The sequence below is a fragment of the Stenotrophomonas sp. 05L44_2 genome (assembly GCF_056665995.1).
In genome coordinates, this window is record NZ_JBFTNR010000047.1 from 1 (window position 1) to 21,328 (window position 21,328).

General features: G+C 67.1%; 25 protein-coding genes and 1 pseudogene. 12 read left to right on the top strand and 14 right to left on the bottom strand.

Annotation, left to right across the window (positions count from 1 at the left end; all coding sequences use genetic code 11):
* Positions 1 to 311 (top strand): type 2 periplasmic-binding domain-containing protein (locus tag AC1VAN_RS02835; RefSeq protein WP_480985231.1); only part of this gene is annotated, 311 nt, incomplete at its 5' end.
* 36 nt (positions 312 to 347) lie between these two features.
* Here AC1VAN_RS02835 and AC1VAN_RS02840 read toward each other — a convergent pair.
* On the bottom strand, positions 348 to 1,250 hold the full coding sequence (locus AC1VAN_RS02840; protein ID WP_480985232.1) for a LysR substrate-binding domain-containing protein: 903 nt from the start codon (positions 1,248 to 1,250) through the stop codon (positions 348 to 350).
* Positions 1,251 to 1,493: 243 nt separating this feature from the next.
* On the bottom strand, positions 1,494 to 2,048 hold the full coding sequence (locus AC1VAN_RS02845) for a GIY-YIG nuclease family protein (RefSeq protein ID WP_032976452.1): 555 nt from the start codon (positions 2,046 to 2,048) through the stop codon (positions 1,494 to 1,496).
* Between the two features lie 84 nt (positions 2,049 to 2,132).
* Here AC1VAN_RS02845 and AC1VAN_RS02850 point away from each other — a divergent pair, with 84 nt between their 5' ends.
* Both AC1VAN_RS02850 and AC1VAN_RS02855 read left to right on the top strand, forming a co-directional pair.
* A complete protein-coding gene (locus tag AC1VAN_RS02850) occupies positions 2,133 to 2,930 on the top strand; it encodes a D-alanyl-D-alanine carboxypeptidase family protein (protein ID WP_032976451.1) in 798 nt (265 codons plus the stop codon).
* A gap of 69 nt (positions 2,931 to 2,999) precedes the next feature.
* Positions 3,000 to 3,533 (top strand): hypothetical protein, encoded by a 534-nt coding sequence (locus AC1VAN_RS02855; protein WP_032976450.1) that lies wholly within the window; start codon positions 3,000 to 3,002, stop codon positions 3,531 to 3,533.
* Positions 3,534 to 3,552: 19 nt separating this feature from the next.
* Here AC1VAN_RS02855 and AC1VAN_RS02860 read toward each other — a convergent pair whose 3' ends face one another.
* Together AC1VAN_RS02860 and AC1VAN_RS02865 are read right to left on the bottom strand one after the other, a co-directional pair.
* Positions 3,553 to 4,116 carry a TetR/AcrR family transcriptional regulator gene (locus AC1VAN_RS02860; protein WP_051585022.1) on the bottom strand — a complete coding sequence of 188 codons (564 nt, stop codon included), beginning with the start codon at positions 4,114 to 4,116 and terminating at the stop codon, positions 3,553 to 3,555.
* A 48-nt stretch (positions 4,117 to 4,164) separates the two neighbouring features.
* A complete protein-coding gene (locus tag AC1VAN_RS02865; protein WP_025878634.1) occupies positions 4,165 to 4,761 on the bottom strand; it encodes an NAD(P)H-dependent oxidoreductase in 597 nt (198 codons plus the stop codon).
* A 190-nt stretch (positions 4,762 to 4,951) separates the two neighbouring features.
* On the opposite strand from AC1VAN_RS02865, the gene AC1VAN_RS02870 reads away from it, so the two are divergent.
* Positions 4,952 to 5,353, top strand: coding sequence for a response regulator (locus AC1VAN_RS02870; protein ID WP_025878633.1), 402 nt, complete (start codon positions 4,952 to 4,954; stop codon positions 5,351 to 5,353).
* An 11-nt stretch (positions 5,354 to 5,364) separates the two neighbouring features.
* Here the strand turns inward: AC1VAN_RS02870 and AC1VAN_RS02875 are convergent, their stop codons facing one another.
* A complete protein-coding gene (locus AC1VAN_RS02875) occupies positions 5,365 to 6,192 on the bottom strand; it encodes an isocitrate lyase/PEP mutase family protein (protein WP_200867508.1) in 828 nt (275 codons plus the stop codon).
* Between the two features lie 46 nt (positions 6,193 to 6,238).
* Positions 6,239 to 7,579, bottom strand: a complete 1,341-nt coding sequence (locus AC1VAN_RS02880) for an acetamidase/formamidase family protein (RefSeq protein ID WP_200867507.1) — start codon at positions 7,577 to 7,579, stop codon at positions 6,239 to 6,241.
* A 268-nt stretch (positions 7,580 to 7,847) separates the two neighbouring features.
* On the opposite strand from AC1VAN_RS02880, the gene aroQ reads away from it, so the two are divergent.
* From aroQ to accC, 4 genes are read left to right on the top strand one after another with little or no spacing between them, the layout of a single operon-like run.
* Positions 7,848 to 8,300: a type II 3-dehydroquinate dehydratase gene (gene aroQ / locus AC1VAN_RS02885; protein ID WP_025878630.1), complete on the top strand. Its 453-nt coding sequence runs from the start codon at positions 7,848 to 7,850 to the stop codon at positions 8,298 to 8,300.
* Complete coding sequence (locus AC1VAN_RS02890; RefSeq protein ID WP_032976445.1) at positions 8,297 to 8,719, top strand: lysozyme inhibitor LprI family protein; 423 nt, start codon at positions 8,297 to 8,299, stop codon at positions 8,717 to 8,719. The genes aroQ and AC1VAN_RS02890 overlap by 4 nt, the downstream gene beginning before the upstream one ends.
* 54 nt (positions 8,720 to 8,773) lie before the next feature.
* Positions 8,774 to 9,265 carry an acetyl-CoA carboxylase biotin carboxyl carrier protein gene (accB, locus tag AC1VAN_RS02895; RefSeq protein ID WP_025878628.1) on the top strand — a complete coding sequence of 164 codons (492 nt, stop codon included), beginning with the start codon at positions 8,774 to 8,776 and terminating at the stop codon, positions 9,263 to 9,265.
* A gap of 12 nt (positions 9,266 to 9,277) precedes the next feature.
* Positions 9,278 to 10,645, top strand: a complete 1,368-nt coding sequence (gene accC / locus AC1VAN_RS02900; RefSeq protein WP_480985233.1) for an acetyl-CoA carboxylase biotin carboxylase subunit — start codon at positions 9,278 to 9,280, stop codon at positions 10,643 to 10,645.
* 84 nt (positions 10,646 to 10,729) lie between these two features.
* Here accC and AC1VAN_RS02905 read toward each other — a convergent pair.
* Positions 10,730 to 10,996, bottom strand: a pseudogene (locus tag AC1VAN_RS02905) (hypothetical protein); the annotation flags it as partial.
* A complete protein-coding gene (locus AC1VAN_RS02910; RefSeq protein WP_282279434.1) occupies positions 10,993 to 11,958 on the bottom strand; it encodes a hypothetical protein in 966 nt (321 codons plus the stop codon). The pseudogene AC1VAN_RS02905 and the gene AC1VAN_RS02910, both read right to left, overlap by 4 nt.
* Before the next feature lie 150 nt (positions 11,959 to 12,108).
* Here AC1VAN_RS02910 and prmA point away from each other — a divergent pair, with 150 nt between their 5' ends.
* From prmA to fis, 3 genes are all read left to right on the top strand, one after another.
* Positions 12,109 to 13,029: a 50S ribosomal protein L11 methyltransferase gene (prmA, locus tag AC1VAN_RS02915; RefSeq protein WP_480985238.1), complete on the top strand. Its 921-nt coding sequence runs from the start codon at positions 12,109 to 12,111 to the stop codon at positions 13,027 to 13,029.
* 42 nt (positions 13,030 to 13,071) lie between these two features.
* On the top strand, positions 13,072 to 13,821 hold the full coding sequence (locus tag AC1VAN_RS02920) for a DUF3426 domain-containing protein (RefSeq protein WP_442252202.1): 750 nt from the start codon (positions 13,072 to 13,074) through the stop codon (positions 13,819 to 13,821).
* A gap of 115 nt (positions 13,822 to 13,936) precedes the next feature.
* The gene (gene fis / locus AC1VAN_RS02925) at positions 13,937 to 14,212 is read left to right on the top strand and encodes a DNA-binding transcriptional regulator Fis (RefSeq protein WP_006397198.1); all 276 of its coding nucleotides are present in this window, start codon (positions 13,937 to 13,939) and stop codon (positions 14,210 to 14,212) included.
* Between the two features lie 25 nt (positions 14,213 to 14,237).
* Here the strand turns inward: fis and AC1VAN_RS02930 are convergent, their stop codons facing one another.
* Genes AC1VAN_RS02930 through AC1VAN_RS02955 form a run of 6 tightly spaced genes read right to left on the bottom strand, consistent with a single transcriptional unit; the run spans position 14,238 to position 20,051 of the window.
* Entirely contained in the window at positions 14,238 to 15,233 is a 996-nt protein-coding gene (locus AC1VAN_RS02930) for a phosphatidate cytidylyltransferase (RefSeq protein ID WP_480985234.1), read from the bottom strand.
* On the bottom strand, positions 15,230 to 15,859 hold the full coding sequence (locus AC1VAN_RS02935; RefSeq protein ID WP_025878621.1) for a lysophospholipid acyltransferase family protein: 630 nt from the start codon (positions 15,857 to 15,859) through the stop codon (positions 15,230 to 15,232). Before AC1VAN_RS02935 ends, AC1VAN_RS02930 begins: the two co-directional genes overlap by 4 nt.
* 12 nt (positions 15,860 to 15,871) lie before the next feature.
* On the bottom strand, positions 15,872 to 16,309 hold the full coding sequence (locus tag AC1VAN_RS02940) for a hypothetical protein (RefSeq protein ID WP_442251966.1): 438 nt from the start codon (positions 16,307 to 16,309) through the stop codon (positions 15,872 to 15,874).
* The gene (locus tag AC1VAN_RS02945; RefSeq protein WP_032976438.1) at positions 16,306 to 17,640 is read right to left on the bottom strand and encodes a phosphatase PAP2/dual specificity phosphatase family protein; all 1,335 of its coding nucleotides are present in this window, start codon (positions 17,638 to 17,640) and stop codon (positions 16,306 to 16,308) included. The genes AC1VAN_RS02940 and AC1VAN_RS02945 overlap by 4 nt, the downstream gene beginning before the upstream one ends.
* Positions 17,640 to 19,391 carry a bifunctional alpha/beta hydrolase/class I SAM-dependent methyltransferase gene (locus tag AC1VAN_RS02950; RefSeq protein ID WP_480985235.1) on the bottom strand — a complete coding sequence of 584 codons (1,752 nt, stop codon included), beginning with the start codon at positions 19,389 to 19,391 and terminating at the stop codon, positions 17,640 to 17,642. The genes AC1VAN_RS02945 and AC1VAN_RS02950 overlap by 1 nt, the downstream gene beginning before the upstream one ends.
* A gap of 39 nt (positions 19,392 to 19,430) precedes the next feature.
* A complete protein-coding gene (locus AC1VAN_RS02955) occupies positions 19,431 to 20,051 on the bottom strand; it encodes a CDP-alcohol phosphatidyltransferase family protein (protein WP_480985236.1) in 621 nt (206 codons plus the stop codon).
* Positions 20,052 to 20,264: 213 nt separating this feature from the next.
* Between AC1VAN_RS02955 and purH the strand changes: the two genes are divergently transcribed.
* Positions 20,265 to 21,328 (top strand): bifunctional phosphoribosylaminoimidazolecarboxamide formyltransferase/IMP cyclohydrolase (purH, locus tag AC1VAN_RS02960; protein WP_480985237.1); only part of this gene is annotated, 1,064 nt, incomplete at its 3' end.

A 21,328-nucleotide genomic window follows, 5' to 3' on the forward strand; every position in this document is an offset into this window, starting at 1 on the left:
GCCGTGAGCTGCGGCACGCGGCGATTGAACGTGCCGACACCTCGGCCGCGGCCATCACCCTGTTCGACCAGCAGCGGCTGGATGCAGCGGCCGGCGTACGCCAGCCCCTTCTGGCCTGGGCGCAGGCACATCCCGGCCATCGCGTGCTGGCCGATCGCTTCACCGTCATCCAGCAAGCGGTTGCCGCGCCCGTCGCACGACCCGCAGCGGCGTTGCAGGCGCTGTTCGCGGAAGTGCAGGCGATCAAGGCCGGGCCGCTGCTGGGCGAGGCCTTCGCGCGTGCCGGGCAGGCAGTCACGCTGTTGCGGTGACGCACACTCCATGGCGTCGCGCCTGCCCGCGTGGCGCTACCCCGCGTCTGCGGCCTGCATGTGCCGCACATGCTCGGCCGCCTGGGCGTGCAACCATTCGCGGAAGGCCAGGAAACCACGGTGCCGCACCGAGCGCTGCGGATACACCAGCCAATGCGGCCATGCGGTTTTCAGGCGCCGGTCCGACAACGCAACCAACTGGCCGGAATCCAGCAGCAGCCGCGCCCGCGTCACCCGTCCCAGGGCAACACCGACGCCGTCCAGTGCGGCGCGATGGTGGGCTTCGGAATCATCCAGCACCGCCACGTACCGCGCCGGCGGGCGCTGCCCGGTCAGCGCGAACCATGCACCCCACGCGCCGTCGGGGTCTCCCAGCAGCGGCCACTGTGCCAACGGCAGGTGGCCGATGCCGCCCATGCGCTCGATCAGTGCCGGGCTGGCCATGGGCAGCAGCCATTCGTCGAACAACGGTTCCACCACCAGCCCCGGCCATTGTCCGCTGCCCAGCCGCAGTGCTGCGTCGAACTGCAGTTGCCGGTCGAAGTCGATCAGTCGCTCGCTCGACTGCAGATTGATTTCGATCTGCGGATGCGCGGCCACGAAGTTGCCCAGGCGTGGCACCAGCCAGGCGCTGGCCATCGACGGCACGGCGCTGAGGGTGAGCACATGCTCCGGTCGCGCGGCGTAGGGCTGGAAGGCTTCGTTGATCGCATCCAGGTGGGGGCCGATCTRATCCAGCAGGCGCTGCCCTTCCAGGGTCAAGGCAACACCGCGTGCCTGCCGTATCAGCAGCGGCTGGCCCAGGCGTTCCTCGAGCTGGCGCATCTGATGGCTGAGCGCACTGACCGTCAGGTTCATCGACGCGGCGGCGCGGGACAGGTTGCCCAGGCGTGCGGCAGCGACGAAGCCCTGCAGGGCATGCAGCGGTGGGCGGGACATAAGCCTTGAATTCCTCTCAAGTCGACCTTGCGGAAATGTCGCTTTTTGCACCGCCATGCTGCCCGTATCGTGCATTCCACTCAAGTGGAGGCACGATCATGAACATCTTCAGCGGTCTGTTGTTCCTGCAGGGTCATGTGACCAACGTTGCCCTGGCCCAGCGCCTGGCCAGCCCCGTTCCCGCAGCGCCCGATGCACGCCGGGCACCCCGTCCGGGCAACACCCCGGCCGCCCCGGGCAGTGTCACCACCCGCGCTGCAGGTGATCGGGCAACAACGGCTGCGGATCGATAGCGAGCGCGCGATACGCATCGATGGCGTCGCGCAGTGCGGCCACGCCGACGGGCGAACGCAGGCTTTCCTCTTCCGGCACCTGCACTGCAGCCCAGTCATGCAACCGGTCCAGGCGCTGGACCATTGCAGCCCGCAGCCACAGCCGCAGCGGATAGGTGTGATAGCCCTGCTGCGCCAGCGCTTGCACAGCCTCGGCCAATGCAGCGTTGGCCCCGCGCACCCACTCGGTGTGCCCACCGGCCTTGTCCTGCACCGTCATCGGTGCCGGCGCACGATGCAGCTTGAAGGGCCGGCGCAAGTGCAGTTCCAGGTCACGCGCATCCCGCTCTGATTCCGCCTCGACCAGCGCGCCTGCTTCCAGATCGAAGAACTCGAACCAGCGCCGATGCAGCGCACTGATCCGGCCCAGCGGATCGCGCGAGAAGCCGATCTTCGCGTAGTCCTCCCAGGCACAGGGAAAGACGTAGGCGAACACGCGGCCATCGATGCGGATGTCGGAATCCATTTCCACAGGATCGCGTGGCGGGTATTCGCAGGATGTGCAGGCAATGCCCACGGCATGCGTAGTTCCGGCTACGCTTGCGCGACCATGCCTTCATCGCACGCCCCTCGCCCGCCCGTGTCATCGATCACGATCGATGCCGTCTCGCTCGACATCCTGCAGCAGCAGCACGCGGATCTGCGACGACCACCGGCCTCGCTGACCAAGCTGATGACCGCCTACACCGCCTACGACCTGCTCGCGCAGTCGGGCGGTTCGTGGTCGGACATGATCACCATCGATCCGCGCGACGTGCACGAGGTGGCCGACGATGAAACACGGATGGGCCTGGTGCCCGGCGAAAGCATCGTCCTCGGCAGACTGCTGGAGGGCCTGATGGTGGTCTCCGGCAACGATGCCGCGCTCGCCCTGGCCCGTCACCTGGCCGGATCGCACGCGGCGTTCGCGCAGCACATGAACGATCACGCGCGAGCGCTGGGCCTGCACGATACGCACTTCATTTCCGTGTCCGGCATCACTACCCCGGGGCATCTGTCGACCGCACGCGACATGGCGATATTGGCCGCGCAGGTGCTTGGCCGCTACCCCGATCTGCTGGCGATCACCGCACAGCGCAGCTTCGTGCACCGCACCCTGCACAAGGCCAACCAGAATGCGCTGCTGGGCGAAGACGGCGTGGATGGTTTGAAGACCGGTTACACACAGGCTGCAGGCTTCTGCCTGGCAGCCACCGCCCGTCGCAGGTGCGCTGGGCACGCGCTGCCACTGCGCCTGATCACCGTGGTGCTGGGTGCTGATTCCCGTGCGTCGCGCGATGAGCAGGTACGTGCGCAGCTTGATGCAGGCTTCGCCAGCGCCGGAATGGCCGACGCCCAACGCGCGTGACCGGCAGGCTGGGCAGACACCACGGGCAATGCGCTCTATAGTCCAGCGCCCGAAGGAGTACCCCCACCGATGGATCGACGACTGTTGTGCTGGATGCTTGCGCTGTCCTGCATGTTCGCCGCTGCAATCACCCATGCCGGCGAACTCAGCCCTGCCGAGACCGACGCGCTGCAGCAGGATGTGCGTTCTCTGCTCTCCACCTTCGCGCGTGGCGATACCGATGCCATGATCGAGCGCAGCCATCCCAGCGTGAAGCGCTTCGCTGGCGGCGACGCGGCGTATGCGAAAGCCGCGCGCGATGCGATGAAGGCACTCGGCGACATGGGCCTGAAGGTCATCAGCGATGATGTCGGCGAACCGACCCGCACCTACGCTGCCGGCGACGAAGAAGTCTGCTTCGTGCCGCGGACCACGGTATTCACCACCGACGCACAGACAGTGAAAAGCCTCACCTTCATGGTCGCCATCCGGCAGGTCGGTGGTACGCAGTGGCGCTACATCGATGGTGCCGCCATGCAGGCAATGCCGGAGCTGCTGCGACAGCTGTTGCCGGACCTGCCGCGTGACGTGCCACTGCCATCAGTCAGCGTCGAGCAACTCTAGGCCGCTTCGCCCACACGATTCAGCTGCCACGCTTGACGATGGCGACGATCACGCGCTCCAGCTCGGCCTCGGCAGCCGTGTGTTCCACCGCACCGGCCGCAACCGCTTCAGACAGGGTTTCGGCGGCACCGAGAATGGCCCACAGCCCGGTAGCCGGCACGGCCTCGCCTACTGCGAACGGGCCCAGCCACCGCGCGCACTTGTCGATGAAATCCTGCTGATAGCAACGGCGTACCGCACGCAGTTCCGGTGACCCGGCCAACGCGGCGAGAATGTCCTGGATCTCGCTGCCCTGCGACAGCACACAATCGATGTAGCCCGAGGCGATGGCATGCGCGCGATCCTTCAGCCGCGCCTTCGCACTGCCGATGCGGTCGTCGAAGACCACGGTCTGCTTGTGGTCATAGTCGGCATACAGCGCGGCCAGCAGGCCGTTGCGGGTTTCGAAGTGGTCGTAGGCCAGCGGCTTGGTGACACCGGCCGCCTCGGCCAGGCGGGCCAGGGTCAGCGCATCGGTGCCCTCTTCGCCAACCAGCGCCCACGCCACGTCCAGCAGCTGCCGGGCGCGCTGTTCACGGGTCAGGCGGCGACGGGGCTCGGGCGCGGCAGGTCTGGAAGGCAAGGGAGATCGTCAGGGCGCGGGGGTTCCGATCTTACGTCCGATGTCCACTGCCGTCTGCAGATGCGCTTCGGCCATGCCGCTGTCGGCGTCCAGCAGCAGCGTGGAGGACAGCACCGGCGCCCCGCAGTAGTCGAAGATGCCCTGGTCGATCTGGGTCTTCATCGCCGCGCCATAGCCACGCCGGTCGATCATCTGCTGGCCCGCGCCGCCCAGCCCGACCAGATGCACCTGCAGACGCTGCAGCTTTTTTTCCACCTTGCCGTCGGCACCTTCGTCATAGGCCCAGCCCTGGGTGAAGACGCGGTCGATCCATCCCTTCAGCAGCGCCGGGAACGACCACCAGTAGAGCGGGTAGACCAGCACCAGCGCATCGGCCGCATCCAGCCGGGCGTGCTCGGCGGCGACATCGGCCGGCAGCGTCGTGGTCCTGCGGAAGAACGCGTGGTCCTGGGCGTTGAAACGTGGATCGAAGCCTTCGGCCATCAGATCCACCGAGGTGACCGTATTGCCGGCATCGGCGTTGGCGATGGCCTCACCGATCCGCGCGGCGACCGCGTGGGTGAGCGAGGCCGGGTCAGGATGTGCCACGACAATATGGGTATGCATGRTGGGGCTCTGCTGTTCACTAGTTACCAATGGTAACTACGATTGCAGCCAGCACCAGCACCATCGGTGGAATGCTGTTGCGCGCTGCTGTCGCTGTTGTGCACATCACAGCCACACCGGGCTGCCACGGCCTTGATGCCGGTAAGCGGATGCTTGCCGGACCAACGCAGCATTCGCACGACAACACACCATGCAGAGCAACAACGAACGACCCGCACCGCTACCCCGCCTGCTCCTTGTGGAAGACCAGCTCGATCTGGCAGATCTGATGGAACAGGCCCTGACCGACGAAGGCAACGAAATCGCCCACGCCAACAGCGTCTTCGAGGCATTGGGCATGCTCGACAGTGGCCACTTCGATGGCGCCGTGCTGGACGTGGAACTTCGTGATGGCGTGGTATTCCCTGTGGCCGATCGGCTGCTCGAACTGGGCATCCCCTATCTTTTCGCTTCAGCGGTATACGACCAGCTGGTGCCGGTCCGGCATCGGCGCGCGCCCTTCCTGGCCAAACCGTTCCATGTGCAGGGCCTGCAGCGCGCGGTGCGAGAAGCGCTCGGCAGGACGGCCGCCCCGCCGACGCCGCCGCACTAGCCTGCACGCACCTACGGCTTGAACAACCCGTTGAGCTCGGCACCGGACGGGGTGGCCGGCAGCGCATCGAATGATCCACTGGCAAGCATCTGCCGGGAGGCGTCGAGAAAGCCCGACCACGCGCTGCGGGCCAGCGCACCGCCGACACTGACCCGGCGCACGCCCAGACTGGCGGCCTGCTGCAGCGTCATCACGCCGGGCGCACCGATCAGCAGGTTGACCGGTTTGCCACCGGCGGCCTCCACCACGGCGCGGATCTGCTCTGCGGTCCGGATGCCGGGCGCATACAGACAGTCGGCACCCGCCTGCGCATAGGCGCGGATGCGAGCCAATGTATCGTCCAGATCGGGTCGCCCGACGAAGAAGTTCTCCGCGCGCCCCACCAGCATCACGTCGTGCCCGCTTTCATCAATGGCACGGCGCGCGGCCTGCAGCCGGGCCACGCTGTCTTCGATGCTGCGCAGCGGATGGTCCGCATCGCCGCTGGAATCTTCGATCGACAGGCCAGCCACACCGGTAGCGATCGCCATCGACACGCTCTCGTGCACCGCCTCCGGGCTGGGGCCAAAACCATCTTCGAAGTCGGCGTTCACCGGTAGATCGGTCGCCGCCACCATCGCCTGCAGATGAGCGAGGATCTCGCTGCGGCCCATCGCCCCGTCAGGCTGCCCGTGGGCCCAGGCATGGCCGGAACTGGTGGTAGCCAGTGCCTGGGCACCCAGCCGCGCCAGCGCCACCGCACTGCCCACGTCCCATGGATTGGGCAGCAGGAAGCAACCGGAGGCATGAAGCGCCCTGAAGGCAGCGCGGCGGTTTCGGATGGCGTCGGCACTCATCACGGACTCCTGCTGGATACTTCTTCCCCGGCTGCTGCCCGCGCAGTGGTCACCTGGCAGCAGGCTTCACGGCGGCGCGGCCCGGTTCCACTGTCGTCTGCAACTGCAGCCCCTGCAACAGTGCCTTATCCAGCTTTGCCGCCACGCCCACACTGCGCCCGGCCAGGTTGGCCACCTGGTACTGCACCGCCACGCCCAGCACCTGGGTCGCCTCGGACAGCGTCAACCCATAGGCCTGGCGCAGCCACTGCAGCATGCCCGAGGTGGCGATGCGCAGCGCATCATCGCTGGAGCCCCCCTGGCCCAGGGTCATGATCTGCGTTGCCGATTCCACCCGTGGCGTTGCGATCGCATGCTGCTTCAGCAGCTCGACCTTCACCACCACATCCAGCGACGTTTCCAGCGCCCACTGCGTGGTTTCGCCATCACCCTGGAGCGCGTGGCCATCACCCAGGTACATCAGGGCACCAGGCTGCTGCACGGGCAGGTAGACCGTATTGCCTTCGACCACGGCGTTGAAGTCCATGTTGCCGCCGAAGTCACTGGTATCGCCGGTTGAAAGCGGCGGGTAGCCGAAGCCCGGCGCCAGCGCCAGGCCGCCGAGCATCGGCTTCACCGGCACTTCGAAATGCCGCAGGCCACCACTTGCGCCCTGCGGACGGGCGACGCCCCTGCTGCGGTCCAGCTGCCAGCGCACCCGCTTGCCCAGCCCAGTGGCTTCGGCAGCCACCCGCGGCGTCTTCAAGCGTCCCACCAGGCCATCCAGGCTGTCGGCGTAGTCACGGTTGAGCTTCAACGAGGTGAGCGTGATCGCCAGCGTGTCGCCGGGTTCGGCGCCGACCACGAAAAACGGCCCGACCTGTGGATTGCCGAACAGCGCGCGGGTGACGCCCTTCTCGTCCACGCCGCCGGAGTCCAGCGTACGGGTCTGCACCGAGTCCCCCGGCCAGATCACCAGCACCGGCGCCCGGTCGGCGCTGAACGTATTGGAGTAGTCGGTCGGCGTGAACACATGGCGCTGAGGTGCGGTCGAAACCCGCGCCGGTACTTTCCAGGCGCTGAAGGCGTGGACGGCACGCGCCTCGCGGTTGTTGGTATCCGGCTGATCGCTCTGTCCCTGCATCCGCGCCCCGTCAATGCGCCCGTCGAACTGGTAGCGCTGGCCCTGGCTGTCGGTTGCGGTGAATACCATCTGCCCGGCACCCAGGGTGCCGGTGACCGGGTCGGCGTCCAGACGGCCGGCGATACGCCCGTCCTGCACGTCCACCTGCAGGGTCTGGTAGTTCCTGCTGCCCCACAGGTCGGTGGCAACGATCCATTGTTCGGCAGCCAGCGCATTCAAGGGCAGCAGCGCCAGCAGCACTGCAGGCAATCGCATGGGGGTGGGCACGGCGCGAGCATCCAGGAGCGCCGACATGGCGGGTTGACCCAGTGTAGGAACACCCTGGCAACCTCCGCAGTGTCGAACGTAATGCGGTCCGGCTGCAGTCTCCGGGGCTGAGGGATGGTCGGCACGCGCAGTTTCCACTGTCTATAGTGAGCAGACATGCGGCGCACGGCCTTTTCAAACGATCGCTTTAAACACCACTAATTTCGCCGAACTGGACAGCATCCTCAGCTTCCGCCAGACTGCCGCCCTTTCCCGTCAATCGGATCCCATGGCGAAGCTGCTGGTCCTGCATGGCCCCAACCTCAACCTGCTCGGCAGCCGCGAGCCGGAGGTCTACGGCCACACCACGCTGGCCGACATCGACCAGGCGCTGGCCGCCCAGGCCGCTGCCGCAGGTCATGCGCTGGAGAGCCTGCAGTCCAACGCCGAGCACGTCCTGGTGGATCGTGTACAGGCCGCACGCACCGACGGAACGGCCTTCATCCTGATCAACCCGGCCGCCTTCACCCATACCTCGGTTGCCCTGCGCGATGCGCTGGCGGCGGTGGCGGTGCCGTTCATCGAGATCCACCTGTCCAACCCGCATACCCGCGAGCCCTTCCGCCAGCACAGCTATTTCAGCGACAAGGCGGTGGGCGTGGTGTGTGGCTTCGGTGCCGACAGTTACCGCTATGCGATGGACGCGGCATTGGCACGCGTGCAGGCCGCCGCCGCATCATGAGCCTGTCGCGCGTCCTCGCCAGCGTAGTGCTGTGGGCCGGCCTGTGCGGCGCTGCCAGCGCGTTCGACCGCAAGGACGAGGGCATCGACTGCGCGCATCCGACCACCACGATGGAGAGCGACCTGTGCGCCTCGGACGTGGCAGCGGCCGCCGACGTTGAACTCAACACCGTCTACGCCCAGGCACGCAGGCAGCTGCGCACGCCGGCCAACGGCGGCACCTGCAGCTACTGCGGCAACGCCGAACAGGAACTGGTGCTGGCCCAGCGCGCATGGATGCAGCTGCGCGACCACGACTGCCAAGCGGTGTACGCCCTCAATTCCGACGGCACCGCGCGCAATGGCGCACAGATGCGCTGCCTGATCACCCTCGCGCGCGACCGTACCCGGCAGCTGCGCGACTTCTACGAACTGCTTTGACCCGAGCGCAACGCGCTTCCCACCACACTGACATCAAAGAGCAAAGAGGCCACCATGGATCTCCGCAAAATCAAGAAGCTGATCGACCTGCTGGAAGAGTCGAACCTGGCTGAAATCGAAATCAAGGAAGGCGAAGAGTCGGTGCGCCTGTCGCGCGCTCCGGTGTCCGGCTACGGCATGATGCAGGCCCCGCCGCAGATGATGATGGCCGCTCCGGCCGCTGCCCAGCCGGCCACCCCGGCGATGCCGATGCAATCGCCGACCGAAGCCTCCACCGGCGGCACCGCCAAGCCGGGCAACGCGCTGCCGGAAGGCCACGTGCTGCGCTCGCCGATGGTCGGCACCTTCTATGCCTCGTCCGCACCGGACAAGCCGGCGTTCGTCAGCATCGGCCAGCAGGTCAAGGCCGGCGAGACCCTGGCCATCATCGAAGCGATGAAGATGTTCAACCCGATCGAAGCCGATGCGTCGGGCACCATCGTCGCCATCCTCGGCGAGAACGGCCAGCCGGTGGAATTCGACCAGCCGCTGTTCGTGATCGGCTAAGGGGCGGCTGCCATGCTCGACAAAGTCGTCATCGCCAACCGAGGGGAAATCGCGCTGCGCATCCTGCGCGCGTGCAACACCCTGGGCATCCGCACGGTGGCCGTGCACTCCACGGTCGACCGCAATCTCAAGCACGTGGCCATGGCCGATGAATCGGTCTGCATCGGTCCGGCGCCGTCGGCGGAAAGCTACCTCAACATCCCGGCGTTGATCGCCGCGGCCGAGGTCACCGACGCCCAGGCCATCCACCCGGGTTATGGCTTCCTGTCCGAGAACGCCAACTTCGCCGAGCGCGTGGAAGAGTCCGGCTTCATCTTCATCGGCCCGAAGGCAGACACCATCCGCCTGATGGGCGACAAGGTCGAAGCGATCCGTGCCATGAAGTCGGCCGGTGTGCCGTGCGTGCCCGGTTCGGGCGGCCCGCTGGGCGACGACATCGTCGCCAACACCAAGATCGCCCGTGAGATCGGCTACCCGGTCATCATCAAGGCGGCCGGCGGCGGCGGTGGCCGCGGCATGCGCGTGGTGCACGCCGAAGCTTCCCTGAAAACCTCCATCGAAACCACCAAGAGCGAGGCCAAGGCCGCGTTCGGCAATGGCGAGGTCTACATGGAGAAGTTCCTGGAGAACCCGCGCCACGTGGAGATCCAGGTGCTGGCCGACGGCCAGGGCAACGCCATCCACCTCGGCGAGCGCGACTGCTCGATGCAGCGTCGTCACCAGAAGGTGGTCGAGGAAGCACCGGCACCGGGCATCACCGCCGAGCAGCGCGAGCAGATCGGCAAGGTGTGCGTGGAAGCCTGCATCCGCATCGGCTACCGCGGCGCSGGCACCTTCGAGTTCCTGTWCGARGACGGCCGCTTCTACTTCATCGAAATGAACACCCGCRTSCAGGTGGARCATCCGGTSACSGAGATGGTSACCGGCATCGACCTGGTCGCCGAACAGCTGAAGATCGCTGCCGGCCAGAAGCTGTCGATCAAGCAGAGCGATGTGGTGCTGACCGGTCACGCGATCGAGTGCCGCATCAATGCCGAAGACGCCGAAACCTTCGTGCCGAGCCCGGGCACCATCACCGGCTTCCACGCACCGGGTGGTCCCGGAGTGCGCGTCGATACCCACATCTACAGTGGCTACCGCGTGCCGTCGAACTACGACTCGATGATCGGCAAGCTGATCGTGCACGGTCCGGACCGCGAGACCGCCATTGCCCGCATGCGGGTGGCGCTGAGCGAGATGGTGGTCGATGGCATCAAGACCAACATTGCCCTGCAGCAGCGGATCATGYGTGACAAGGGCTTCCAGGCCGGTGGGCAGAACATCCACTATCTGGAAAAGCGCCTTGCCGAGCGCAAGAGCAAGCCGATCGCGTTGACCTGATCGGCAGAGTGCCATCGCCGGACACGAAAAGGGCGGGGATTTCCCCGCCCTTTTTGCGTTTTTACGGTAGCGCCGGGCCATGCCCCACACCACCTGGAAGGTGCTGCCGGCCGGCAACGACGAGAACGGCACGCCGCTCTGCGCACGGTAAACGGCGGCAACCTGGCTGGCACCGGCACGACGCACGTCTTCCTGTGTCTTCACCGAGGTCAGCTCCACCTTCGATAGACGCCGGTAGCGGTCCTCGTAGGTGTCGATCATCAGCAGGCCTACCGCACCGGCCGAATAGGCCACGAACAACACCACCCAGAACCAGAACTTGGCCCCATGCAGGAATCGACGGTAGTTCATCGCCCGTCCCTCGTTCCAATCAATCGCTTGATCCATTCCTTCATTTTCCCCGCACCTTGCCGCGAAACCGCGGCGTCATACACAAATTCACGGAAGTCCTGCGTTCCATCCGGCGAACAGATCCCTCCATTCGCACAAAAACTGTTGACCAGCACGCTGTCGGCTCCACAGGGAAGACCGAGTTCGCAGGCCGCAACCCGCCATGCCAGTTCACTGAGCTGTTCACCGGCGACCATGCCGACGAGCGCCTTGTCGCCGGCCGCGCGCAACCCCATGCCCGGCGCGATGGCCATATAGGCCTCCGGATCGCGCGAGGTACGTACGCGTTCAACCAGGTCGCGGCGGTACTGCTCGCTGTCCTGCAGTGGCTCACCTTCGGCAAACAGCGCCGCTTCGGCAGCGAGGTTGCCCTGCTGGGCCGCACGACGACGCTCACCGAGCACCAGTGCCGGCCCCAGCTTGTCGCCGGGCACGAAGCCACCGCAGCGCTGCGCCACCCGTTCGCGCGCCTCCACCATCTCCGGTGCAGCACTCAGGCCAAGGCCGGACAGCACGTTGTTGTCCAGGCGGTAGCCACCCGGATCAACGGCGTACTGCGCGCAGTAGTCATAGACCCGGCTGAGCATCCAGCGCGCCTCATGGTTGCCCCGGTCGGCCTGCACGCGCAGGCGCTGCGCGTAGGCGTACAGATCGGTGGCACTTTCGATGTCGGCGCGGATATCCAGCGGCAGGCCCGAAGGCAGCGCGGTGCCGGGTTCGAACGCAGCGAGGCGGCGTGCCAGGGCTTCCGGCATCACCGGTGCCAACGCCCCCTGCACATCGCCGGCCGGGGCAGCCAGCGGCGCGTCGACGCGCGCGTCCATGTCCCGGCTGTGCCCATTGGCCCGATAACCGGCCACGCCCAGCACGGCCACGGCCGGCAGGACGAGCAACCAGGTTTTCAGGGTCGGGGCGAAAGCCATCGGCAACGTTCGGTGGTACGGCGCACAGGAAAGCGCCGAGTTTAGCAAGGCCCGTGAGGCCTGTCTGAATCGGCTTCGTTCATCTCAAGGCATACGGAGACGCCCTGATGGTCTAGCATGGCCCCCTTTCCCGCGATTGCCCTCACCGCCATGCCGTTCCTGGAACTGACCCTGCGTTGTACCGAAGCCACCCAGCCCCGTTATGAGAATGCGCTGGAGGATGTGGGCGCGCTGGCGGTGACCCTGCTTGATGCCGAAGCCGACACCAGCAACGAACAGGCCATCCTCGAACCCGGCGTGGGCGAGACCCCGCTGTGGGACACCCTGGTGCTCAGCGCGCTGTTCCCGGCCGACAGCAATGCCTTGCTGCTGCTGGCCGCGCTGGAAGCCTTCGACCCGGAGCTGGACTGGAGCAACGGCAGCTTCCGCGCCGTGGAAGACGAAGACTGGGAGCGCGCGTGGCTGGACCAGTTCCAGCCGATGGACTTCGGCAGCCGTACCTGGATCGTGCCGTGGAACCACGAGCTGCCGGAAGCCGCGCAGGCCGCCGACGCCGCCATCGTGCGCCTCGACCCGGGCCTGGCCTTCGGCTCGGGCACCCACCCGACCACCGCGCTGTGCCTGCGCTGGCTGGACCAGCTGGCCATTGATGGCCAGCTGCAGGGCCAGCGCGTGYTCGACTTCGGCTGTGGCTCGGGCATCCTCGCCCTGGCCGCACTGAAGCTCGGTGCCGCCCAGGCCATTGGCGTGGACAACGACCCGCAGGCGTTGATCGCCACCGCCGACAATGCCGAGCGCAACGGCGAACAGGCACGCATGCAGGTGTACCTGCCGCAGGACGAACCGGTCGCCACCTACCCGATCGTGGTCGCCAACATCCTGGCCTCCGCGCTGGATGCACTGGCCGAACTGCTGGCCGCCCGTGTCGCCAGCGGTGGTCGCATCGCCCTGTCGGGCATCCTGCATGGCCAGGAAGACGAACTGCTGCAACGCTATGCGGCCTGGTTCGACGACCTGCAGGCCACCCAGGATGGCGACTGGATGCGCATCACCGGCGTACGCCGCGCCTGATCGTGGTTGAATGACCGCTGGATCCGAGCCCGCGCCCTGAGCATGTCCGAGCCGAACCCACCGCGCCGTCCCCTGGCCACGTTCCTGCGCGCCGCGCCGGGACGCGATGCCACGCCTGAAGCCACCGAACCGCGCGGACCGGTGCCGACCGATGCAACGCCGGTGATCGAGGACATCGACCCGGCAACGGACATCGTGGCGGCAACCGAAACAGAACCGCTGGCCGCCGCTGATCCAATCATCGAGCCCGACTTCACCGCCAAACCCGGCATCGTTGCCACCGCCGCCGATGCGCCCAGCTTCCTCGGCGTACGCCCGCGGGCGCTGCCCACCCCGCGCTGGCATTGGCTGCTGGTGGCCGCGCTGGCGCTGCTGCTGTTGCTGCAGAGCGTGCTTGCCGATCGTGCACGGCTGGCCGCCGATGCCGGTACCCGGCCGTGGATCGGTGCGCTGTGCAGCGTGCTGCGCTGCGAGCTGCCCGCCTGGCGCGAGCCCACTGCATTGACCATGACCAGCCGTGAAATCCGCCCGTTGCCGGCCCAGCCCGGCGTGCTGCAGATCCAGGCCAGCATCCGCAACGACGCGCGCTGGCCGCAGGCATGGCCGGACCTGCGCCTGTCGCTGTCCGATGCCGATGGTCGTGTGATCGGCACCGGCGTGTTCGCACCAGCGCAGTACCTMGGCGAAAACCCGGGGGCGGCCCCTCTGGAACCGGGCCAAAGCGCACGCATCGCCTTCCGCGTGCAGGAGCCTGCCGCATCCACGGTCGCATTCACCTTCGAGTTCCTTTGACCTGGGCCTGACCGTCCGGCCGTGGCAGGTCGGGCACGCTCGCGCTAGACTGACCGCCATCACCTCATCCGGTCCGGCGCCCCGCGTGCATGGACCAACCAGATCGGGAACCCCCTTGAACGCTGTCCTTTCTCGTCCTGACAACAGTCGTGGCGCTGCCCGGCCACCGCTGCGCGAACATGTGGCCCAGTCCGTGCGCCGTTACCTGCGCGACCTCGATGGCTGCGATGCGGACGATGTCTACGAGATCGTACTGCGCGAGATGGAGATTCCACTGTTCGTGGAAGTGCTCAACCACTGCGAAGGCAACCAGAGCCGCGCGGCCGCGATGCTGGGCATCCACCGCGCCACCCTGCGCAAGAAGCTGAAGGAATACGGCATCAGCGCGTAAGCGCAGCATGGGTAGTGCCGGGCGCTCAACCGCCACCTCCCGCCTTCCAGTAGTAACGCACCACGTGGAAGAACACCGGGGCGGCGAAGCACACTGAATCCAGCCGATCGAGCATGCCGCCATGGCCCTCGATCATGTTGCCCCAGTCCTTGATGCCGCGGTCGCGCTTGATCGCCGACATCACCAGGCCGCCCCAGAACCCCATCAGGTTGATCAGCAGCGACAGGCCGAACGCCTGCAGCGGCGTGAACGGGGTGATCCACCAGAGCGCGGCGCCCAACGCGCTGGCACAGAGCACGCCGCCGACGAAGCCTTCCRCCGTCTTCGACGGCGACAGCTTCGGCGCGATCAGGTGCTTGCCCAGCAGCTTGCCCCAGATGTACTGCAGCACGTCCGACGACTGCACCACGATCACCAGGAAGGCGAACAGCAGCACGTTGCGCGCCGGATCGTAGCCCGGCACGCGCAGGTTCAGCAGCAGCGGCACGTGCGAGATGCAGAACACGCAGATCATCAAGCCCCACTGCACCTTCGACGTGCGCTCCAGGTAGTGGGTGGTGTCACCACCGATGGTGGCCAGGATCGGCAGGAACAGGAACGCGTACACCGGGATCAACAGCGTGTACATGCCATACCAGTCGATCCACACCAGGTAGTACTGCCACGGCAGCACGATGTAGAACGCGGCCAGCAACGCGTAGTAGTCACCTGATCGTGTTGGCGCCAGGGTGATGAATTCGCGCAGTGCGAACAGCGAGATGATGGCGAACAGCACGATCACTCCGGCGCGCCCGAAGAACAGCGCCAGCCCGACCACGATGGCCATCACCCACCACGCGCGGATGCGCGAGACCAGGTTGGCGATCACCGCGCTGGGCTGTCCACGCTGGCGCCAGCGCAGGGTTTCGGACACCAGCGTGGCCAGCACCAGCACGGCGCCTACGCCCGCGAACAGCAGCCCTGTCTGCTGGCCCACGCTGCGTGCGGCAAGATCACCGGACACATCGATCATGAAGCTCATGCACGGCCTCCGTTCGGGGCAAGGGCCAGCAGCGCCTGCCGGCTGCGTGCCAGGAACGCGGCCTTGTCCTCATCGGCCTGCAGCCGCAGCGGCGTACCGAAGGTTGCCGTGCACAGCAACGGCAGCGGCAGGAAACGCCCTTTCGGCATCACACGCTTGAGGTTGTCGATCCACACCGGCACGAACTCCAGCTCCGGGCGTTGCCGGGCCAGGTGGTAGATGCCGCTCTTGAACGGCAGCAGCGGCTCATCACCGATGTTGCGCGTGCCTTCCGGAAACAGGATCAACGAACAGCCCTCATCCACCGCATCACGCAGCACCTGCAGCGGATCCTGATGGCGGTTGCCGGCCTCGCGCTCCACCAGCACGCCATTGAATACCGCGTCGATCAGATAACGACGCAGACCGTCGCGCTGCCAGTACTCGGCGGCGGCGACCGGCCGCACCTGGCGCCGCAGCGCCGGCGGCATCGACGACCAGATCAGCACGAAATCACCATGACTGGCATGGTTGCCGTAGTAGACGCGGTGCTCGCTGGACGGCGCGCAGCCAACCCACAGCGCGCGTGCGCCGGTCACTACATGGATGGCCGCGCTGCAGGCGCGGGCGATCAGTTCAGCAAACATCGGCACCTCCGGTCAGGTCTGCGGCCACAGCACGGCCAGCAGCAGGGCAGCGAACTGCAGCAGCGTGGCGGCGTACTGGCGCATCAGCAGACGCCGCATGCCGGTCCAGCGCGCATCCCAGCCACGCGTCGGCGCCGCTGCGTCCAGCCTGCGCAGGCCAGCGGTGTGCAGCGCCTGGTCCACGCGTTGTGCTGCGTCTTCACCCTGCAGGCCCTCCTGCTGCAGCAGCTGCAGCAGGCTGGCGTCCAACTGCACCCGCACCGCGTAGTACGCCTGCACAACACCTGCAACCAGGCTCAGCAGCAGCAGGCCAGCGGCGAACATCGCCAGCCCAGGCTCGATGCCCAGCAACAACAGGGCCACCAGCAGCAGGCCCAGCGACAACGCGGCAGGCAATCGCCCCCGCCGCAGCAGCAGATGCATCATCGGCAGATCGGGCACGGCGCTCATGCAATGGTCTCCTGCGCGGCAGCGGCCGCGATCACCTGTAGATGAACGTCGTGCAGCACGATCGACGGCCGCGCGCCACGCACGATCGACACCGCGTCGGCCACATCGCGCGCACGGCCGGTGCGCAGCAACCAGGTCGCCACGCTGGCCGCGCTACGTGAGTACCCCAGCGCACAGCAGACCAGGACGGGGCCATGCCCGCGCAGGCGTTCAATGGCATCTGCCGCGGCGCGCAGCTGCGCCGCTGAAGGCACCACCAGGTCCAGCATCGGCACGCTGGCGTACGCTGCTCCCGGCGCGCGGCAGGACAGCTCCGCACAGGTGTCGACCACGCCCACCAGCGGTGCCGGCAGTGCGGTACCTGGCAGGCGCCCCAGCCAGACAGCGTCGACGACCGGCACCGGCTGCGGCGCGCGGCGCGTCCACAACCGCGAGTTGATCCACGCCGCACCCAGGTACGGTGCCAGCAGCCAGCGCGCGGCCATCGTCAACCGGCCATCGGCGCGCTTCTGGAACACCGCCGTGCCCAGCCCGGCATAGGCCAGCGACACCAGCAGCAACGACACCACGGGCCACAGCAGCCACAATGCGGTGCCGCGCAGCATCACCACCGGCACCAGCAGCAGGCCGGCACCCAACACATACAACGCGGCCAGCCGCCAACGCTTCGGGTCACCTGCAGCCTGCCAGGCACGCAACGGCGGCGTGCCCTGCTCTGGCCACAGCCACACGCACAACCAGCCGGCCAGCAGCCCGGTGGGAATGTCGATGAAGTGATGCTGGAACGTGGTCAGCACCGAAATGCCGATCAGCAGCGCCCACACATGCAGCACCAGCCGCCAGACCCCGTGCAGGTACTGCGCGAACTTCACCCACAGCACGATCAGCAGCACGATATGCAGCGACGGCGCCTGGTTGAATGGCTTGTCGAAGCCCAGCAGCACGTCGAACAACCAGCCGAACACACCGCCGATTTCCGGCCGTTCGAAGCTGAAGCGCAACGGCCACAACAGGAAGCACGCCACCGCGATCACCTGCGCGCTGAGCAGGCGCAGCGCGTGCCGGTCCAGCTCCAGCCGGCGCCGGCACAGGAAGAACGAGATCGCATAGAACAGGTCGATCGACCAGTACGGCACTATCGTCCACGGCACGAACGGAATCCGCGCCTCCCAGGCAAATGCCATCACCGGCAGCTGGGCATGGCGGCCGGCCATCCAGTTGGCGAAGCCATAGCTGGCGAAGAAGAACGGACCGAGCAGGGCCAGCCACAGCAGGGCGCGCCGCCAGGGGCGCGCCTCGCTGGATGATGCGGTTGCCGCCAGCGTCGCCATCACGCGATCCGTCGTGCCAGCGATACGGTGAAGATGCCGAAGTCATCGATGCGCTGGGCCACCTTCTGGAAGCCGGCCAGGCGCACCAGTTCGTCCATCTCGTGCTGGGTACGGCGGCGCATCACCCACGCCGCGCCACCACGATGGCTGGTCAACGCACGCGCGATGAACTCCAGCTGCGGATGCCACGGCTGCCCGGTATAGGCCAGGTAACCGCCCACCGGCACCGTCGCAGCGATGCCCTGCAGCGAACGCAGCACCGCATCGTTGTCCGGGAACAGTTCGTACAGGCCGGACACCACCGCCAGCGTCGGCGCCGGTTCCACCGCTGCCAGCTGCGCCGGATCGAACGCATCGCCCTGTTCGAAGCGGGCGATGTCGGCCGCGCCGAGGCGCTCGATCAAGGTCTTGCCCTGCGTTACGTTCAGCTCGCTGAAATCGCGCAGCACGATGCGGTCGGCACGCTGTTCGCCCTGGCCGAGTGCTTCCAGCACGTAACGGCCATGGCCGGCCGCCACGTCCAGCACGCGCACCGGCGCGCCCTGCCCGCGCAGTCGCTGGGCGGCATCGCGCAGCAGTTCCTKCAGGTGCTTGCCGCGCACGCGGATGCCGCGCCAACCGATCGCATCCAGATAGTTGCGGTCGACCATCCGGCCCAGCGGGCCCTTGCCCCGCGCCTCATCACGGTAGATGTAGTCCAGCGTGCTGCCCGAGTCGAAACCGGTCTGCAGGCCCAGCGCGATGCCCTCCGACAGCGTGCCGCCGAAACGCAGGCCACCGCGCACCACGCGCCAACGCAGGTCGGCCAGGCTGTTGCGCTCCGGTGGCCACGACAGGATCTCCGATTCCTCGAAGGTCGGGCCATGCCGATGCGCATCGCGCCGCGACAGCTCCTGCAGCGGTTCGGCAAAGCGTGCCTGGATGAAGCTGCGGATACGCGCCAGCGCCGGTGCACGGTCACGCTCGCCGAGGGTGTCGTGGAAGAAGCCCGGCAGGTGCACGCGCTCCTTGATCGGGCTGGACAGGCGTTCGTAGAAGCGGTCCTGCGGGCCGCGATGCACCACGAAGTCCGAGCCCGATACCAGCAACTGTACCGGCACGCTGATCGCCTGCGCGTCGGCCACGATGCGGTCGGCCGCTTCGTACAGGCCCAGCAGCACGCGCACCGAGATCGGCCGGGTGATCAGCGGATCGGTGCGGTAGCTTTCCACCCGTGCCGGGTCGTGGGTCAGCCACTGCGGCTTGACGTAGCTGTTGACGAAGAAGTTGCCGCGCAGTTTCTGCATCAGCGCCAGTCCAGCGCGTGCGAACGGCACGTACAGCTTCACCTTGAATGCCGGCGAAGCCATCACCAGCGCGCGCAGCCGCGGCGCATAGTCATGCACCCAGGTGGCGGCAACCACCGCGCCCACGCTCTGCGCGATCACCACGATGTCCTCCACCGCGATGCCATGCTCGGCACTGATGTGGGCGATGAAGCTGTCCAGGTCGCGCACCAGCGCCGGGAAGCCCGGTGCGTCGCCGCGCGTGCCGGGCGAGCGACCATTGCCGCGCGCATCCCACGCGAAGAACGCGGTGTCGGGCAGGTCCAGCTCGTCGACCAGATGGGTGACCCGGCCGGAGTGTTCATGGCCGCGATGCAGCAGCACGATGGCCTTGGCCGGCGTGGTTGCCGTGGTGCTCGGCCAGTACCGGTAGAACAGCGGTACCTGGTCGAAGCTGTGGAATTCCCGTTCCTGCGCCTGACGCATGCAATCTCCGTATGGATAGGGCGTGTAATCGTGTTGTGCTTACCGCGGCGATATCRCCGCGGCTTCCTTCAATCCCTGGCGTACGCGACGGACCACCGTCACCCCACACAGCAGTGCGGCCAGTGCGGCGACCGCGCTGACCACGGTCGCGCCTGCCCAGCCAAACGCCAGCAGCAGGCCCAGCACGCCGATCACGAACGCACGGTCGCTCTTGCCCATCGGGCCGTCATAGCGGCGGCTGGCGCCGACCATCAGGCCCAGCACGCCGGCGTACTCGCTCAGCGCGGCGGCCCAGGCCAGCAGCCACAGTGCCTCGGGGCGCACGCCCGGTACGCTGAGCAGGCTCAGGTACAGCGCCGCGTCGGCGATCACATCGCACAACTCGTTCAGATAGGCGCCCAGCCGCGATTGCTGGCCGAATTCGCGGGCCAGCATGCCGTCGACGGCGTTGAGGGCCATGCGCAGCAGCATCCACAGCGGCAGGGCCAGATACAGCAGCGGCTGGGTGGGAGCGCAGCACCACACCGCAGCGGCCACCAGCAGCGAGACCACGGCCGCAGCCACGGTCACCGTGTTGGCGGTGATCCCCATGCGGTACAGGCCGTGTACGGCCGGACGCAGCAGGTCCTGGAAACGTCCTTTCAATGCATAGATCGACACGATCTGAACCCGCTAATCCTTGGCAGTGCGGGCACAGCCTACCTGATTGCGACAGCGCCACGTATCGAATTGCGCCCAATGCCGGCCCATGCAGGTGCTGTCGAGCGAATCAGGAAGGGAGTCTGCACCGGCCAATTTCCCCCACCAGCGCCCGCCACCGGCCCCCACCGCCTACAATATCGGCCCCGCTCCGCTGCCGATTGCCCTGTCCCCATGACTGCTGATCTGTTGCCCGTCCGCCGGGCCCTCCTCTCCGTTTCCGACAAGACCGGCCTGGTCGAGCTGGCCACCGCGCTGGCTGCACGCGGCGTGGAGCTGCTGTCCACCGGCGGTACCGCCAAGGCGATCCGCGATGCGGGCCTGGCCGTGAAGGATGTCGCCGAGGTCACCGGCTTCCCGGAAATGATGGATGGCCGGGTCAAGACCCTGCATCCCATGGTGCATGGCGGCCTGCTGGGCCGCTCCGGCCTGGACGACGCGGTGATGGCCGAACACGGCATCGGTGCCATCGACCTGCTGGTGCTGAACCTGTACCCGTTCGAATCGGTCACTGCCAAGGCCGACTGCACCCTGGCCGACGCGGTGGAGAACATCGACATCGGCGGCCCSGCSATGSTGCGCTCGGCGGCCAAGAACTTCGCCCGCGTGGCGGTGGCCACCGACCCGTCGCAGTACGCCGAACTGCTGGCCTCGCTGGATGCCAACGACGGCCAGCTGTCGGCCGGCACCCGTTTCGCCTTCTCGGTGGCCGCATTCAACCGCGTTGCCCAGTACGACGCGGCGATCAGCAACTACCTGTCGGCCGTCACCGCCACCGACGCCGCCGTGCCGGTGCGCGCCGAATACCCGGCGCAGATGAATTCCACCTTCGTGAAGGTGATGGACCTGCGCTACGGCGARAACCCGCACCAGAGCGGCGCGTTCTATCGCGACCTGCATCCGGTGCCGGGCACGCTGGCCACCTTCCAGCAGCTGCAGGGCAAGGAGCTGAGCTACAACAACCTGGCCGATGCCGATGCAGCCTGGGAATGCGTGCGCCAGTTCGACGCGCCGGCCTGTGTCATCGTCAAGCATGCCAACCCGTGCGGCGTGGCCGTTGGCGCCGGCAACGGCGATGCCTACGAGCTGGCCTACGCCACCGACCCGACCAGCGCCTTCGGCGGCATCATCGCCTTCAACAAGCCGCTCGATGCAGCCACCGCGCAGGTCATCCTGGACCGCCAGTTCGTTGAAGTCCTGATTGCGCCGGACTACGAACCGGCCGCGCTGGAATACGC